General features: G+C 41.6%; 17 protein-coding genes. 1 reads left to right on the plus strand and 16 read right to left on the minus strand.

The window, feature by feature from the left end; translation table 11 throughout:
* Positions 1–50: 50 nt before the first annotated feature.
* From DWX28_RS08810 to DWX28_RS19375, 11 genes are all read right to left on the minus strand, one after another.
* Complete coding sequence (locus DWX28_RS08810) at positions 51–1,076, minus strand: threonine aldolase family protein (RefSeq protein WP_118252488.1); 1,026 nt, start codon at positions 1,074–1,076, stop codon at positions 51–53.
* 40 nt (positions 1,077–1,116) lie between these two features.
* Positions 1,117–2,220, minus strand: coding sequence for a hypothetical protein (locus tag DWX28_RS08815; protein WP_118252489.1), 1,104 nt, complete (start codon positions 2,218–2,220; stop codon positions 1,117–1,119).
* A 13-nt stretch (positions 2,221–2,233) separates the two neighbouring features.
* A complete protein-coding gene (locus DWX28_RS08820) occupies positions 2,234–3,268 on the minus strand; it encodes a hypothetical protein (protein ID WP_118252490.1) in 1,035 nt (344 codons plus the stop codon).
* Positions 3,269–3,308: 40 nt separating this feature from the next.
* Positions 3,309–4,382 carry a sigma-70 family RNA polymerase sigma factor gene (locus tag DWX28_RS08825; RefSeq protein WP_199611811.1) on the minus strand — a complete coding sequence of 358 codons (1,074 nt, stop codon included), beginning with the start codon at positions 4,380–4,382 and terminating at the stop codon, positions 3,309–3,311.
* 79 nt (positions 4,383–4,461) lie between these two features.
* On the minus strand, positions 4,462–5,511 hold the full coding sequence (locus DWX28_RS08830; RefSeq protein ID WP_022213903.1) for a hypothetical protein: 1,050 nt from the start codon (positions 5,509–5,511) through the stop codon (positions 4,462–4,464).
* Entirely contained in the window at positions 5,456–5,674 is a 219-nt protein-coding gene (locus DWX28_RS08835; RefSeq protein ID WP_118252493.1) for a hypothetical protein, read from the minus strand. Before DWX28_RS08835 ends, DWX28_RS08830 begins: the two co-directional genes overlap by 56 nt.
* A 4-nt stretch (positions 5,675–5,678) precedes the next feature.
* Positions 5,679–6,434: a metallophosphoesterase family protein gene (locus tag DWX28_RS08840; RefSeq protein WP_118252494.1), complete on the minus strand. Its 756-nt coding sequence runs from the start codon at positions 6,432–6,434 to the stop codon at positions 5,679–5,681.
* Positions 6,431–6,901 (minus strand): hypothetical protein, encoded by a 471-nt coding sequence (locus DWX28_RS08845; RefSeq protein ID WP_118252495.1) that lies wholly within the window; start codon positions 6,899–6,901, stop codon positions 6,431–6,433. Before DWX28_RS08845 ends, DWX28_RS08840 begins: the two co-directional genes overlap by 4 nt.
* Before the next feature lie 206 nt (positions 6,902–7,107).
* Positions 7,108–7,935, minus strand: coding sequence for a 5-methylcytosine restriction system specificity protein McrC (locus DWX28_RS08850; RefSeq protein WP_118252496.1), 828 nt, complete (start codon positions 7,933–7,935; stop codon positions 7,108–7,110).
* The gene (locus DWX28_RS08855; RefSeq protein WP_118252497.1) at positions 7,932–8,774 is read right to left on the minus strand and encodes a tRNA(His) guanylyltransferase Thg1 family protein; all 843 of its coding nucleotides are present in this window, start codon (positions 8,772–8,774) and stop codon (positions 7,932–7,934) included. Before DWX28_RS08855 ends, DWX28_RS08850 begins: the two co-directional genes overlap by 4 nt.
* Before the next feature lie 18 nt (positions 8,775–8,792).
* Positions 8,793–8,969 (minus strand): hypothetical protein, encoded by a 177-nt coding sequence (locus tag DWX28_RS19375; RefSeq protein WP_158565300.1) that lies wholly within the window; start codon positions 8,967–8,969, stop codon positions 8,793–8,795.
* Positions 8,970–9,341: 372 nt separating this feature from the next.
* Here DWX28_RS19375 and DWX28_RS08860 point away from each other — a divergent pair, with 372 nt between their 5' ends.
* Positions 9,342–10,022: a hypothetical protein gene (locus DWX28_RS08860; RefSeq protein WP_118252498.1), complete on the plus strand. Its 681-nt coding sequence runs from the start codon at positions 9,342–9,344 to the stop codon at positions 10,020–10,022.
* Positions 10,023–10,079: 57 nt separating this feature from the next.
* Here the strand turns inward: DWX28_RS08860 and DWX28_RS08865 are convergent, their stop codons facing one another.
* From DWX28_RS08865 to rsmG, 5 genes are all read right to left on the minus strand, one after another.
* Positions 10,080–11,663: a DUF4340 domain-containing protein gene (locus DWX28_RS08865; RefSeq protein ID WP_118252499.1), complete on the minus strand. Its 1,584-nt coding sequence runs from the start codon at positions 11,661–11,663 to the stop codon at positions 10,080–10,082.
* Positions 11,663–13,159, minus strand: coding sequence for a GldG family protein (locus DWX28_RS08870; protein WP_118252500.1), 1,497 nt, complete (start codon positions 13,157–13,159; stop codon positions 11,663–11,665). The genes DWX28_RS08865 and DWX28_RS08870 overlap by 1 nt, the downstream gene beginning before the upstream one ends.
* A 13-nt stretch (positions 13,160–13,172) precedes the next feature.
* Complete coding sequence (locus DWX28_RS08875; RefSeq protein ID WP_022213279.1) at positions 13,173–14,036, minus strand: ABC transporter permease; 864 nt, start codon at positions 14,034–14,036, stop codon at positions 13,173–13,175.
* A complete protein-coding gene (locus DWX28_RS08880; RefSeq protein WP_118252501.1) occupies positions 14,033–15,013 on the minus strand; it encodes an ABC transporter ATP-binding protein in 981 nt (326 codons plus the stop codon). The genes DWX28_RS08875 and DWX28_RS08880 overlap by 4 nt, the downstream gene beginning before the upstream one ends.
* A 194-nt stretch (positions 15,014–15,207) precedes the next feature.
* Entirely contained in the window at positions 15,208–15,930 is a 723-nt protein-coding gene (gene rsmG / locus DWX28_RS08885) for a 16S rRNA (guanine(527)-N(7))-methyltransferase RsmG (protein WP_022213277.1), read from the minus strand.
* Between the last annotated feature and the right edge of the window lie 13 nt (positions 15,931–15,943).

Raw genomic sequence — 15,943 nt, forward strand, 5'->3', positions numbered from 1 at the left:
TTTCATGTCTGAGTAGCCTTATTATACGACAAACAAAAAGGTTTTACAATCTATAACAAATAAAGAAGTTTCTGCACATCTTCCATTCTGGTTGCCCAGCTTGTGGCAAATCTGACTGCTGTATGAGAAGCATCTGTTTTTTCCCAGAAGCTGAACTGCACATCCTTTCGAAGTTCCTCCAACCGTGTATCCTCAAGGATAATAAACTGCTGATTTGTTGGAGACTCCAAAAGAAATCTATATCCTTTTTCCTGTAGACCTTTTTTCAGAACTGCTGCCGTTTCGATCGCGTTTCTGCCGATTTCTTTATAAAGCTCATCGGTAAAAAGTGCATCAAACTGCACTCCCACAAGCCTTCCTTTGGCAAGCAGTGCTCCATGCTGCTTTACTCTTGTAAGAAAATGCTTCGGCATGCTGTCTCCCGTGAATACAACTGCCTCACCGCAGAGTGCGCCTGCCTTGGTCCCACCAATATAAAATACATCGCAGAGTTCTGCAATATCCTGTAATGTCACATCTGTTTCTGCCGCGGCAATTCCATAGATCAGTCTTGCACCGTCAAGGTACAGGGGCATTTTGTATTCTCTGCATACGGCTGACAACTCTTCCAGTTCTTTTCTGGAATACAGGGTTCCATACTCTGTCGGATGAGAAATATAGACCATCCCCGGGAAAACCATATGCTCGTGGTTCTCATCTCCATAAAATCTCTCTGCCAGTTTCTGAAGATCTGCTGCACAGATCTTGCCATCCTTCTGTGGAAGTTCCAGAACTTTATGTCCGGTAAATTCGATTGCACCGGCCTCGTGTGTACTGACATGCCCCGTCTGAGCCGCTACAACGCCCTCATATGGCTGTAAAAGTGTGTCAATGACAATCTGATTGGTCTGCGTTCCTCCTGTCAGCAGAAAGACTTCTGCGTCCTCACAGCCGCAGGCCTTCTTAATCTTCTCCTTGGCTGACTCGCAGTAGTGATCCATGCCATAACCGGCAAGCTGCTCCATATTGGTGTCAATCAGGTGCTGAAGAATTTTTTCATGCGCACCTTCTGAATAATCATTTACAAAATATAACATCTCTGATTCCTCACTTTACAATAAAATCAGCTTTATTTTATCACTGCGCATTCTTTTGTGCCACCAGTAAATCGATAATTCTCGGATCTGTGTCCTCCCTGCCAGAAAAAACTGTATATTTCAATAACGCATCTGCATTCTTTTTGCCGATATATTTCTGTTTGATCGCATACTTTATAAGTTTCCAGTCATTTCGCTGTATAAGCCATTCCGTTATCGGATCTGTTTCTTCCCGAAGCTTATCCGGAACCGCATAGCGCATCAGACGCTTCATCCACTTTCCCGGCATGATCCTTTTTCTCGGATCCTCTTTTGATACCTGCGCCATGTACTGATGTATCGCTGCAAAATTTTTCTTCATGCCGGATCTCTGCCGGATTAGATCAAGGGTAAAGACTCCCTGTTCCATAAACTCTTCCACTCTGTCTGTCACATCATACGGACCATATCTGCACACCAGATTCATAAAATACGATACATGATTCTCTACATCTTCCAGATTCCATTCTTCTACATGTCCCCAGCCCAGTTTTGATCTTGGAATTTTCAGTTTCCGATTCCTCTTATAATCTATGATCCTATCCAGATAACCGATAAGTTTTCCCTGAATATCCTGTACTATTATACTGGCGGTTTCCGGTCCCATATATCGTTCAAACATCTTAAAAAAAGCAAAATTTTCTGTATGCATATATTTCTGCAAAACATAAAAACTTCTTTTGATCTGTCCGCCCTGTTTTTTCCTTTTAGCCAGCCATCTGAGATACGTCCGGAGTTCGCGCGCGCCTTCTTTTGGATCAGGATGGTTTTCCATATATCGCTGCAGTAATGGTTGATTTCGGCCTTCATAGATTGCTGACATTCTTACCAGATCTGTTACTTCCGGTATTGTTCTTATCATAAATTCTGTCAGTCCCTTTGTGGAAAGTGCAATTGCACATTCCAGTGCAGGACTTCTTCTGACGGGCTGTTTCTGTGCCAGTTTCCGAATCTGTCTTTTCTTTCCAGCTATAACTGCTTCCGTCAGACTGCCATCTACATAATAAAAACTGGCATCATCAAAAGAAGTTATTCTTGTTCTTTCTTTTGCATTCACAGCCTCGTAAGCATCCTGATCAATTACTTCAAAGCGGTCCTCTTCCATTTCCAGCTCCTTCTCATTGAGTTTTTACGGATTTCTCCACAGACTGCTGCTTATGCCCGGTCATTTCTTCTGTCAGCAGTTCAATGATCCAATCATCTGTTTCCACATTTTTCAGAGAAAAAGCATATTCCAGAAGTTTCCCTGCATTTTCTTTTCCGATATATTTCTGTTTGATCGCATACTTTATGAGTTTTCTGTCATTTTTCTTTATGATCCATTCTGTAATCGGATCTGTTTCTTCCCGAAGCTTATCCGGAACTGCGTAGTGCATCAGCCTCTTTGTCCATTTTTTCTGTATGATACTTTCCTTTTGTCTGCTCTCCGGCATCTCCACCTCATACTGATGCAATGCCACAAAGTTCTTTCTTACACCGGACTTTAATTTTATCATGTCCAGCACGTACACACCGTCATCCACGAAATCATAAACTTTATCCGAAACATCAACCGGACCATATTTCTGTGTCAGCAGCATAAAATACTGAACACAATTTATGGCATCTGGTTTATCCATATCATTCAGATCATCCCAGTTCAGGTTTATCCCGGAAAAACTGTAACCAGCCAGTTCATCTGTTATTTCTGATTCCAGATACTCAAGAAGTCTTCTCTGTATATCTCTGATGATCTGATCAGCATATCCGGATTCTCTCATCCAGTAGGTACGCAGAAATATTTTGAAAAACCGAAAATCTTCTGTATAACTATCCTTTTTCCGTACATACAGTCTTCTTTTTATTTTTTCTTTCCGCTTTTTCTTTCCATTCAGCCATTCCAGATATGCCCGAAGTTCTTCGTGTACCTCATCCTCATAATGATTTCTGATATATTGTCTTAACAGTGGAATATTCTGTGCCTCGTAAATAGCAGACAGCCGTACCTGATCTGCCAGATCTCTGCACTTTTTTATAAATTCCTCACTGTGTTTTTCATCCATAAAAGCAATGGTGCTCTCCAGTTCCGAACTCATGATAATGGTTCCGTCTTTTATATACTTTTCTATCCCATTCTGATCTTCATAGTTTGTTCCAGAGAATTTCAAGCCCATTTTTACTCCTGTCTGTCAGTCAACTCTTGTCATTTTCCTTTTATTCTATATACTTATGTAAAATTCTGCCTCTGACTGGATGACGCAGTTTGCGTAATGCTTTCGCTTCAATCTGCCTTATACGTTCTCTGGTTACGCCAAATTTCTGGCTAACTTCCTCCAGTGTATATTCTTTTCCATCTGTCAGCCCATATCTCAGCCTGAGGATTTCTTTTTCTCTCGGAGCCAGTGTATCCATCACCTGATCCAGTGCCTCAGCAGCTTTATGAATGTCTATTTCTTTCTCTACTTCTTCCATTTCTGTAATGAATTCTTCTGGCACGTCATTTGTATAGCAATTGCTTTCTTCTATATAGTTTTCTGCAAAATACTGCTCCATGGATTCTTCCGGAATCATTGCATCCATAGCAATTTCTATCGCTTCCGCTGACAGATTCGTTTCCTTCCGAAGAAGTTCAAATGCTTCCTTCTTCTCTGATTCTTTAAGATTTCCAGGTTTATATCCATTATCTCTCAGTTTACGGTATACTTTAAAGTAATTTCTTTTGTGATCAGGTGGATAATGCATTGTCTTCCTTGTTGTTTCCTGATTTCTGTCAAATCTGCTTATGATATAAGTGTGTGCATATTCCTCAAATATACCGCATCTGTCAATATTGTAGTTATTTGCTGCCACAACAAGCCCTATATGCGCTTCCGAAATTGCATCTATGATATTCATTTCGTTCTCTTCCGCTCTTTGTAAACCCAGTCTTACCGCATATCTCGTATACAGTTCTATAAGCCTTTCCGTTGCTTTTTTGTCCTTTTTTCTCAGCCCGGCTTCCAACTGCTGTATTTCCTCATCTTCCGGAAGTTCGATTTCTCTTACTTCGTCTATGAATTCTTCCATGGACGGATCCATTTCTACTACTTTTTTATAAATTTTTTCATAATCTACGTTTGCATATGGTCTGTAGCTGATATTACTTCTCAGTAACCTGTTCCTTTCTTTTTGAATAGTATTTATTAATTTTCGGGTTCCCTGTGCAAAAGCTGTTTGTATCTTATCTTTCTGCCAGCAGCAACTGAACAATTCGTGGATCTGTTTCTGTATTTTCCACAGTGGTTGCATACTCCAGAAGTTTGTCTGCATTTTCCTTCCCAATATATTTTTGTCTGATTGCGCGTTTTACAAGTTTCCAGTCATCTCTCTATATGATCCACTCTGTGACCGGATCGGTTTTCTCCCACAGTGTTTCCGAAACTGCATATCGCATCAGGCGTTTCAGCCATTTCCCACGCATGATTCCAGCCTTTGCATTATCCTTTGGCATCTTTACTTCATACTGGTTCAGCTTCACGAAGTTTTTTCTTATGCCAGATTTTAATCTTATCATATCCAGTGCAACGATCTCACCTGATATGATATCCTGTACTTCATCTGTGATATCAAGCGGTCCATATTTCTTTGTCAACAACATGAAACATCGGACACAATTTATAAATTTAGATTCTGTCATATCATCCAGATCATCCCAGTTCAGGTTTGTCCAAAAGATTTCACGCATCTCACCTTCTGCCATTATCGTTCTGCTCAGATAGTCCAGAAGTCGTCGCTGAATATCCCTTATGATTATTATGTCTGGCTCTCTTTCTATTTCAAAGGTTCGAACAAATAATTTAAAAAACCAGAAATTTTCGTTCTCGTTATATGCGTTCCATTCGTACAGCTTTCGTTCTATGCTTTTTTTGTCTTTTCTCCTGTTATTCAGCCATTCCAGATAAGTTCTCAGTTCCTGCAGATCCCGGCTACGGTGTGTTTTTATGTAATATTTCAGCAGGGTGGTATTCTGAGCCTCATAAATGGCAGATAACCGCACCTGTGATGCCAGTTCTCCGTATTCTTTTATAAATTTCTCAGTACGTTCTTCGTTCAGAAAAGCAATCGCACTTTCCAGTCCCGGACTCATTATGACTGGCTGTTCTTCCACAAATTTTTCAGTTTCAGCCTGATTGTTTAACAGAATCGCAGCCGTCAGTGGTCTTTCCACATAAAAGAAGGATCTTTCTCCCATTAAAGTCTCCCATGACCAGACATCTACTTTTATTGCTCCTGGACACTCATATGCGTCTTTAAAGATATCCCAGTGTATATCGTCTGTTTTCATTTGCAGGCATTGTTCCAGTTGCTTTTCATCTTGAATTTTAAATGACCAGTCCATATCGTCTTCCGGCCATTCTCTGTCTTCGTTCATTGACATAGAGGATTTCCCGCATGACTCTCTCCAGAATTCTTTTTCGGATATTTGTACGTTTCCTGGTTTTTCTGATCTTAAAGGTATTCTTAAAGACATTTTTCCTCCCTGCTATGGCGGCACCTGCCTGTGCCGCTACAATCTCTGTAAACTGGTAAACCTGTTTCATGATCTTACCAGATTCTGATCATCTGCTCATAAATCAGAATTTCTTCTATATTCACATTTCGATTATCGTGATAGTGCCCGAAGAACCATTTCTTAAAACTTGTATTCTGGCGGATTTTTTCGTGATATTCTGTAAGAATATCCGTCTTGTACAACCCGCCTCCAAGTAAGGTCTGCGTACTCGATGCACAGCAATGTGTTACAATAAAATCCACTTTGTTATCATGTGCTGCCAGGTTCTCGATTCCTTCCTGCATCTCTTCTTCGGATGGAAGTTCCTGCTTCCACCAGCTCACATGATTTATTCGGTACGGATACCAGCCCCGATCCAATTCCTTCTTTTTTTTCTTAAAATCAGGATCATCCGGTTCAAGGATGCCTCCGGCAATATCATGACTGCTGGCTCCGCCAAATGCAAATATGCTTTTTCCATCAATTTCAAACACCTGTCCACGCATCAGATGAATGACGGACGGCCGTATCTTGTGAACCTTGCCCCCGTGCCATTTTTCGATCGGATAAGCATAAAGCCGGTCAAAATTCTCGTGATTCCCATCCACAAACAATGTTGTAAACGACCTGTTCTCCAGCCAGTCCATGAGCTTTGCTTCTCTGCTGCTTTCTTCGTTTCTGTTCCAGACACCGCCAAAGTCGCCACAGATGATCACACAATCATCCTTGGTCATTTCTTTTTGTTCTGGAAAAACATCTAGATTGAATCTTTCAAAATCCTGGTGGCAGTCGCCCGTTATATATATCATATTTCATCACCTTCCTGCATTTTACATCCGGTGCAATCTGCATGTTCCATATAAAACATGTAGAGAAATGCAAACACATCCGGATCATCCAGATCCATCTCGATTACGCCCTCTTCATCAGACTTCCATAATGTTTCATCATCCTCATCTTCGAACATCTCTTCATTGGATTCGTCAGGTTCTTCGCTTATAAGATTCAAAAGGGAATCATCATCATAATCGAACTCATCTGTGAAGATATCCTCGTCTGAATCAACAATGTCCTCATCTTCTTCATACCAGTGATCTTCGCTCCATCTGTCTTCCAGGTAATCATGGACAGATTTTCCCGCCCACATATCGGGATTTTCGAACCAGCTACGCAGCTCTCTTGCCTCTCTTTCCACTTCTTCCAGTTCGTCGTCCGGGATGTCCTCAAATAAGTCATCACGCTCGTTCATTTCTTCTGCTAAATATTCTTCTCTCATAAAAAAAATCCTCCCCAAACATTTGAAATCTGCTCTGTTTTATTGTTCGCTATAAGTATAACATTCGCCAACAAACAGGTCCAAGGGTTTGCAGAAAAAAGTTTTTTCAGGGTAAAACTTTTTTGCATCAGGACAGATTTCATATATTCCGGGGAGGAATCAGGTCATATGGGTAAAAAAATATCAAGATATTTCCAGAATTTTTTTTACCTGGTTTTTAAATTTTTTTTCGTTTGTTTCCATTGCTTCTTTAAAGGATTTGAAGCTATTATTTTTACTTTCTTGACTGTGCGGTATATACAGGGGCAGAATATTCCTGCTTTGTTACATCTGAACCGATACATATATGCCAGTATCTGGAAACAGTCTTCTCTTACGCTTTTTTCATTAAAATTGCCATTTTGAGCAGCATCACTCCAGGCATTTTTATATTTCGCGTCCAGGATCAGCGCAGGTGTGGTTTTATTTCCTTTTTTGTAAATACACAAATCTGGTTTTAATTTACGTTGTGATTCTTTATCTGGTATTCTGAAGAATGTCTCTCTTTCATTCTGTGGTTGGAAAGTATACTCTTCTTTTATTTCATCTTCCAGAATACTTTGCAGATACTGTTCCCATACCCAGTTCATATTAATCAGGACGCCGTGGATCGTTTTTTCTGCCTGTGCTTCTCTGACAAAAATCCCCATGTGCCGCAGGATCAGGATTGCTGTCTTGCGTACTTCTTCCCAGTCATGGTATACGGAATGGGTGATCTTTCTGCATTCGTGCTGGACAAGTTTCTGTGCTTCCTGTCTGGATGCCGGCTGCATGATATTACGGAACTGTGTGATACATTCGCCAACCGTTATTCCAAAGATATCAAGATATTTTATGACTTCCGGATGGTGCAGAAATTGTTCTTCTTCGCCGAATTCAGATTCGACCAGATTCATAAATTCCCTGTCTATTTCTTCATCTGATTCAAAAAACCAGTCGTTTTTCACATCCCTTTTCCATTCGTCTCCATAAGTTCTGATAATAATAAAACTCATTCATTTCCCTCTCCAATATACACTCTGCTGTTCACATACTCTCTTCCTTCATCTTTAAAAACCGGGATATCCTTGTCAATCACCCAATGCATTCTCACCGTTCCCGGTTCAACAGAGAGGGTTTCCAAATCATAGAATTCTTCGAAATCATAAGTTTCCTTGATACAACAGCTCCCTCTCTGAAACTGTGAAGGAAGGTCATCCCAGGAAAGTCCTTTCTGTGTCAGTAACATCTCTTTAATCTGGCGGCAGTTTTTATGCTGTAATTCTTTATGGCGGAAATTTGCCTGTCCAAGCATCTGGATTGAGTTTCTCATGGCATCCAGCTGACGCCAGTAAAGATTATTCGCCACTTCTTCCTTGGGCACATTAAATACGCGACAGTCAAATATTGCTCCGTTGCTGACTGCTTTTGCATAGACTTCTGCCTGTTTTTCTTCTTTTTCATCTGATGCGGTGTCAGCATATGTTCTGGAATACATCTGCATTTTGCGGTTAAATTCCAGAGTCGCCAAGCCTGCTGCAATACTGCACATTTTCTGCACTTCATAATCAAACCAGGGCTCTGATGTAAATTTTTTGTAATCTGTGAGAACCAGTGTTATCTCATCCGACTGTGTATAGCCAAGAACACATCCCTGAATATTTTCACACAGGTACTTCATGGTATCCTGCATGGCTTTCATCAAAACTTCATCGAACGGTTTCACGAAATTTCTGGTAAAAGTGTGAAATGCCCTGCCATCCAGCCTCATAATTACAGGTGTTCTTCTCATTAATACGTTTTTGGGTACTGCCTCATATTTTTTCATTCGTCTTGCAAGTTCTGATGTATCCATTGCTTTTCTCCTGTTCTACTATTTTTCTGGAAGGTCTGTTACATCATTCAGGTCTTTTTTCCATTTTGAAGCCATATCTTTGGTTATTTTATGCCATTCCATATTTCCTTCAGCATTTATCTCGTATGCAAAAAGTATCCGTGTAACTTCATCGTCTTTCCTGACAATATATTTTTCCAGTTCTTCTTCTGTCATTTCTTCGTTTCATACACAAAAGAAACTGTCGGGCATTCTTTGCTGTAATAAATACGGAGTTTTTCTCTGTCTTTTTCAAACATCCGCTCAAACAGATCAAAGTAGAATTCTTCTCTTAATTCCTGTATGTTTTTTCTCCCATGTCACTACATCCTTTCTTGTTTTCCTGATATATATGATAGCATCGGCCTAAAATTAGTTCCAGAGCACTTGTAAGAGAAATTTTGACCAGGGTAGAACTTTTTTTATGTCAGGGACAACTCGGGTCATAAGGGACCACGAATATCAAGGGGATTTTACAAAAAATTTTGTTATTGTCGAAATACATCAAAAAAGGTAAAATGAAGTTATCAAAATCAAGGAGGAATGACTATGAAGAAGAAAAATTTCAGAAAGTTATTCGCAGTTCTTATCGCAGCCTGTATGATGGTTCTCTGTGTTCCGGTTACTTCACAAGCCACCGTCAGGGTTTCTGCCCCGCGATTAAAAACTGCCAGAAGTACCAGCAGTGGTATGTATCTTAACTGGACACGTATTTCGAATGCTTCCGGATACGTGATCTATCGAAACAACAAATGTATCGGCGGTGTAAAGGGCAGCAGAAGCCTTGCCTACCTGGACAAAAAAGCCAAAACAGGTAGCAGGTATACCTACTCTGTAAGAGCCTTCCGCCAGTATGGCAAAAAGCGTGTTTACAGTAATGCCAGCAACCGAATTCAGGGTGTCAGAAAGGCAGTCTCCAATAATGGACTGGGTACTCCGGTTCAGTCAGGTGTCCGTTTCTGGAAAAACCTCAGTGCAACCGGTGGAAATGGTGTCACTTACGGAACAACATGGAATAAGATTAAAGGTGCTGCCGGATATCAGGTGCAGATTCGCGGATATGAATATGGAAATGTCCTTACCTATTCAAAATTTACCAAAAAAAACAGCTACGGCGAAAGCTTTTCCAGTTACGACAAAATTGGAATGAGAATAAGAGCCTACAAAATCGTAGGTGGAAAGAACGTATATGGTCCATTCAGCAAATGGTCCTTCAGTAATGTTCGTTAAGTGCTGACATAAAAACAGCCCGGATTGATAGTGTTCCTATCAATCCGGGCTGTCTTTTTATTCTTCTTCAGAATTAGTTTCTTTATCCTGATTTATCACTTTCTGATATGCCTCATCCATATCTCGAATGTTCATCTTGTTTACCAGATAAACCTTATCTCCGACAACTGCTGCATAGAAGTTTGTGTCGTATTCGTAGTACTCTGCGGTAGTCTCGTTGCCGTCTGTGTCTTTGAATACGAAGGTGTATGCAGGATCGCCTTCCGGGGTATAGTCTTCGGTGAGACGCTGCTGGGCAGTCATGTTGATGAGTTTATTGTAGAAGGTTGTGAATATTGTCTCATCCAAATCTGCTCCATCCAGTTTATAGGAAACGGTTGTTGTCTCCTCTGCTTCCTCATCATCACTGTCTTTCGTCGTCTCTCGTGTTACTGTCACTGTATGGTCGCCGTTTGGAGTTTTTACTTCCAGAGAATCCAGGCTGTTGACAGAGAGATAATTTACAGAAAGACTGTAGAAATCAGATACTGTGCTGTCAAGGATGTCTGTCAGGGAATCCTCTGTGATCGTGTAGACTTCTTTGCTGTCGTCTACTTTTACGTAGCGGTCACTGCCTGTTTCATCACCGACATAGATAGTGATTTCTTTGTCGACTGTGACTGTCTTTGTCTCTTCTTCCTCGGAATCGTCCTCTGTGTCAGAAGAATCCGCATCCTCTGTATCGCTGTCCGTTGAGCTTTCATCTTCAGAAGATGTCTCAGAATCTGTATCCGTTTCATCTGTGCTTTCCGATGTATCTTCGGCATCCTCAGAATCATCTTCTACCGCTTCTTCCTCCGTATATTTCGCAGTGATCACTGCATACGGATCGTCAAATCCATATTTGGAATCATCTGTGCAGTTATAATCCACAAAGCTGTCATATGCCAGTGAACCGATTGCTGATGTCACCGTTCCGGCCTTATCGGTATCTGCTTTTTCGGATGTCTTTCCGTCTGACACATTCCAGAAGAGATTATCCGGATCCTGGGTCAGTTCATAACCGTCTTCTTTGTCAACCTTGACCTCTGTGATCGTTGAGGAAGTCACAGACGGGAAAGTTCCGCTCTCTGCAAAATCATACAGAGTTCCCATGAATGGCTCCACTGCGGAGCTGTCTACCAGATATACATTCTTGTCATCATCGCTTTTCTTCACATAATACTGGCTGGTGGATTCATTCTCCATACCGATCTGAAGTACTGTATCTCCGTCATCTGTCGTAAGTTTGATCTCATTCTGTGGAGAATCCAGATCATATTCACTTAAATCCTCCACATCAGAGATTTCCTGTGCAGCAGAGAGGGATGCGAGCCCTCCCACTGCAGTATTTACAGTATCCTGATCCACCGGGAAATCCGCATCGCTTTTTTCCGACCAGGCGTCGTCTTTTTTGTCAAATTCTACATTGTCCTGTCCTGCTGTGAATGCAACCGAAGTAATATCATCTGTAGACAGGCTGGTCAGTTCAACGCTTGTGTCCTCTTCCTCAGATTCTTTCTTTTCCTGAGAAGAAACATAAGAATTTACGCCCACATAAGCTCCGGACACCACGCCAAGTGCAACTACAGCAGAGACAAGTTTTACTGTCTTTTTTTTCATTATGCTTTTCTCCTTTTCAGCCATACGCCGAAGCCGATCACCAGAAATGCAACCGGGATCAGACCCATGATAATGATCTTCCAGAAACTTGCATCATAGGCAGTCAGAGTCAGGTAAGAAACCTGGAGGTCTTTTGCCGGAACAGAAATCGTAGAAGTTTCATCGGAACTGCACATCCAGCTTAAGGATTCCATGATCATCTGCTCATTTCCACCGGATACCATCTGATTGATCTGGCTGTCCATCAGATTGGAGGAAGCATAATAAACGATCTGTGTTTCTTTGTCATCATCCAGAGATTCTGTGATGCTTACACCTAGGTCAAATGGTCCCTTGATATCGTCATCTGTTTCCTCAATGCTTCCACTGTTTACATCCACCTTGGAATATGCACTGTCTGATGTAGTAAGAAGACTCTCTATCGTTACCGTATCTCTCACATCATCTGTTTTCTGGATACCCTGTGCTGTAGGCATCAGCACATAATATCCCTTGGAAGCAAAATCTGTGATCGCATCTGTGCTGTTAACTGTCGGAACCAGATAATATGGCATCTGTGCGTAATGCTGGGAATCTCCCTCAATCACGATTCCCTCTGTTCTCTCTACGCCGTAATTTGCAAGTACAGCGTCAAAGTTTGTCATGGATTCTTCCGTATAATCAGAGAAGATCATAGCCTTGCCGCCGTTTTCCAGATACTCGATGATCGCATCTTTTTCTGTCTCGGAAATATCACTTGTCGGTGCGTTGATCAGCAGGCAGGCTGCATCATCCGGCACGCTCTCTTCTGTCAGAAGATTCAGGGACTGGATATCGATATTCGCTTTCTCGATATCTTCTTTTAAGGTAGAATCGAGTTCCTTCTCTCCATGTCCGTCGAGTGTGTACAGGATCGGAAGATTTTCGGATGTTACATAAGAGATCGCGCTGTCGATCTGTCCTTCGCCGTCGAATCCTGTTGTTGTATAACTGTAAGTGTTATAGTCCATGGAGGACTGGTAGATCGTATCGTAAGATACGACTTTGCTTCTGTCACCGCATACAACGATCAGGCTGTTTGCAGAAACATCATCACTTGTATACTGAGAAGTAAATTTCGGATTTACAACAGGGTCTTTTGTCTCAACTTTAATATGCGAAGATTCTTCCGCATATCTTTCCAGAAGTCTCTTTAATGTCTCATCCTCAGAACCACTCTGGACAACCTGATAGATCGTGATATCCTTGTCCAGCTTCTTGAGATAAGCTTTCGTCTCATCGCCGATACTATAAAGCTTCTGTGAGCTTACATCAAACTCTGTATATTTGGATGGCAGAGATCCGACGATCATATTGATCACAATTACGATCACAATAAAAATCGCACTGATCACAACACTATAGGAACCGTTTTTCAGATATTTTCCATTCATGGATTCTTTAATCCTCTGCTTTAACGGCTTCTTTTCTTTCTTGTTCTGCCCGTCTTTTTTGTTAAACTTTTCCTTCAGTTTCATCTTTCTCGCCTCCTTAATTCCAACGTCTCTTCGCAATAGACTGTACGGTCAGGAAAAGACAAACTGCGATCACTGACACGAAATACAGGATTCCCTTGATGTCAAAGATCGAATTGGCAAAGTTATCAAAATGGCTACTCAGGTTAACGATATTCAGAGCCTTCTGGATCCCGCCTGAGAAGAAAGAAGAATTTACCACATATATAATCGCAAGAATGATCTCTCCGATCACACATACTGCTGCCGAAATCAGCAGATTCTTGATCATCGTATAAATGATCAGAGCTGCCGCAAGGATCAGAAGTCCAAATGTAATGCAGGTAGACAGAGCTCCCTCTGAAAAGAATGAGGAAATTCCGTTCATCATATAAAATGCAAACAGAAATACAAAGGTAAGAACTGCTGCAATAACCTGACTCTCAGTCAGGGAAGATACAAATACACCAATTGCAAGGTTTGCACAGCCAAGCAGAAAAAATCCCAGAATACCTGTATAGGCTCCTGCAAAAGAAACTGTTCCGAATTTTGACATCAGAAGTGGGTAAAAGCACATGATGACCATCGGAATCGCAAAGATCGTTACCAGTGCAAGATATTTACCAAGAACGATCTGGCCGACAGAAACCGGCGCTGTCAGAAGCAGCTGGTCTGTCTTCTGTTTCCGTTCTTCTGCAAGAACTCTCATGGTCAGGATTGGAACGCTGATCAGAAATACAAAGGTCAGCGCACTTAACGTATATTCAAATTTCGGATAAGCTGCTGCCAGCTGATAGGCCGAAAAATAAATACCTGTAAGAAGCAGGATAAAGAAAATAAACAAATATCCTACCATAGATGTGAGATAACTTCTCAGCTCTCTCTTATATACTGCTGTCATTTCGTTTCTCCCTCCTTCTCCGGTTCCTCAGGTTTTTTCTTCTTGTCATCTTCGGTCAGCTCCAGGAAGATCTCTTCGAGGGATACTTTCTTGGACTGCATTTCAAGGATCGGATAATGATGTTCTGCCATCTTAAAGAAAACTTCCTCACGGATATCTGTATTTTCTTCTGTGGAAAGTTTCACTTCCCAGCCTTCCTGATCCTTGGCTGCGTTGATCGCGATCTCCTTGATCCCCTCGATCTCTCCAAGCAGAATACGGATCTTGTCCTTATCTCCTTTGACAAGAAGTGACAGATTGTTGGAACCCTGCGCGAGTTTCCCCAGGTTATCCGGCGTATCGCTGGCAACCAGTTTGCCATGAGAAATGATCAATACATAATCACATACTGCACTTACCTCAGAAAGAATATGAGAACTCAGGATAACGGTATGTTTCTTTTTAAGGCTCTTGATCAGATCGCGGATCTCTATGATCTGCTTCGGATCAAGTCCTACTGTCGGCTCATCCAGGATGATAACTTCCGGATATCCTAGGATCGCCTGTGCAAGTCCAACTCTCTGTCTGTAACCTTTGGACAGATTTTTGATCAGGCGGTTACGCATATCTGAGATCTTGACCATCTCCATGACTTCTTCAACCATGGATTTCTTTTCGTTTTTTGGGATTTTTTTGAGATCAGCGGCGAAATTCATATATTCGAGCACTGTCATATCGAAATAAAGAGGCGGAATTTCCGGCAGATAACCGATACATTTCTTTGCCTGTTCCGGTTCTTCCAGTATGTCATGATCGTCAATGGTTACCGTTCCTTCCGTAGATGCTATATAACCGGTAATCATGTTCATAGTTGTTGATTTACCGGCTCCGTTCGGCCCGAGAAAGCCGTAGATTTTTCCCTTCTCTATCTTAAAAGAAAGGTGGTCAACTGCTGTATGGTCGCCATAACGTTTGACCAGATTGTTTACTTCAATCACAAATTTCTCCTCCTTTTCTTTACAAACAGAAGATGCTTCCGGGCGAAACAGAGATAGGGGATACCTGGAAACATCTTTTATTACGGAGCGGATCTTACATCCGCTCCTTGAAATATTCTATGAGAAAGTTGTGATAAAAATTGGATAAATCTGTGAGGATTCTGTGAAAAGGAATTTGAGAAATTCAGGATAATTTATGACAAAGGTTCTTTGAGAGGAGTGCCTGCCTTGCGTGGATAACGTCCCGGGGTCGCTTTGACCTTCTCGATCACAACGAGGGAGCGCTGGATCTCTGAATCCGGAAGCTGGAAATAGACAACATCCTGGATCCTGCCGCCGAGGATCTTGATTGCTTTCTGTGCCTGCTCTACTTCTTCCTGTACGGTACCTGATTTATAGGAAATAAAAAATCCGCCTGTCTTCACATATGGAAGGCAGTATTCTGATAAAGTTGCCAGATTGGATACCGCACGGGAAACACAGAGATCATACGTTTCGCGGTATGCTTTGTTTTTGGCAAATTCTTCGGCTCTGCCGTGGATCGCAGTGATATTTTCCAGTTTCAGAAGCTGGAAATTTTCCTCAAGGAAGTTCACTCTTTTTTTGAGAGAATCCAGAAGGCAGGCTTCCAGATGCGGGAACGCGATCTTGAGCGGAACGCCCGGAAAACCTGCACCTGTTCCGATATCCATGATCCTGTTTACCTTGCTCATATCCACTGCTTTTACGCAGGCAAGGCTGTCCAGGAAGTGCTTTACCAGCACTTCCTGAAATTCTGTGATACCGGTCAGGTTCATGACTTTATTTTTTTCTACAAGATATTCGTAAAAATCTGTAAACTGCTTTTTCTGGACTTCATCGAGAGTGATGCCAAGTTCCTGGCAGCCTTCTTCCAGTATTGTTAAATCATATGCCATTGATCTGCTCCTT

It is taken from the genome of Blautia sp. AF19-10LB (assembly GCF_003461245.1).
Lineage (GTDB): Bacteria > Bacillota > Clostridia > Lachnospirales > Lachnospiraceae > Blautia_A > Blautia_A intestinihominis.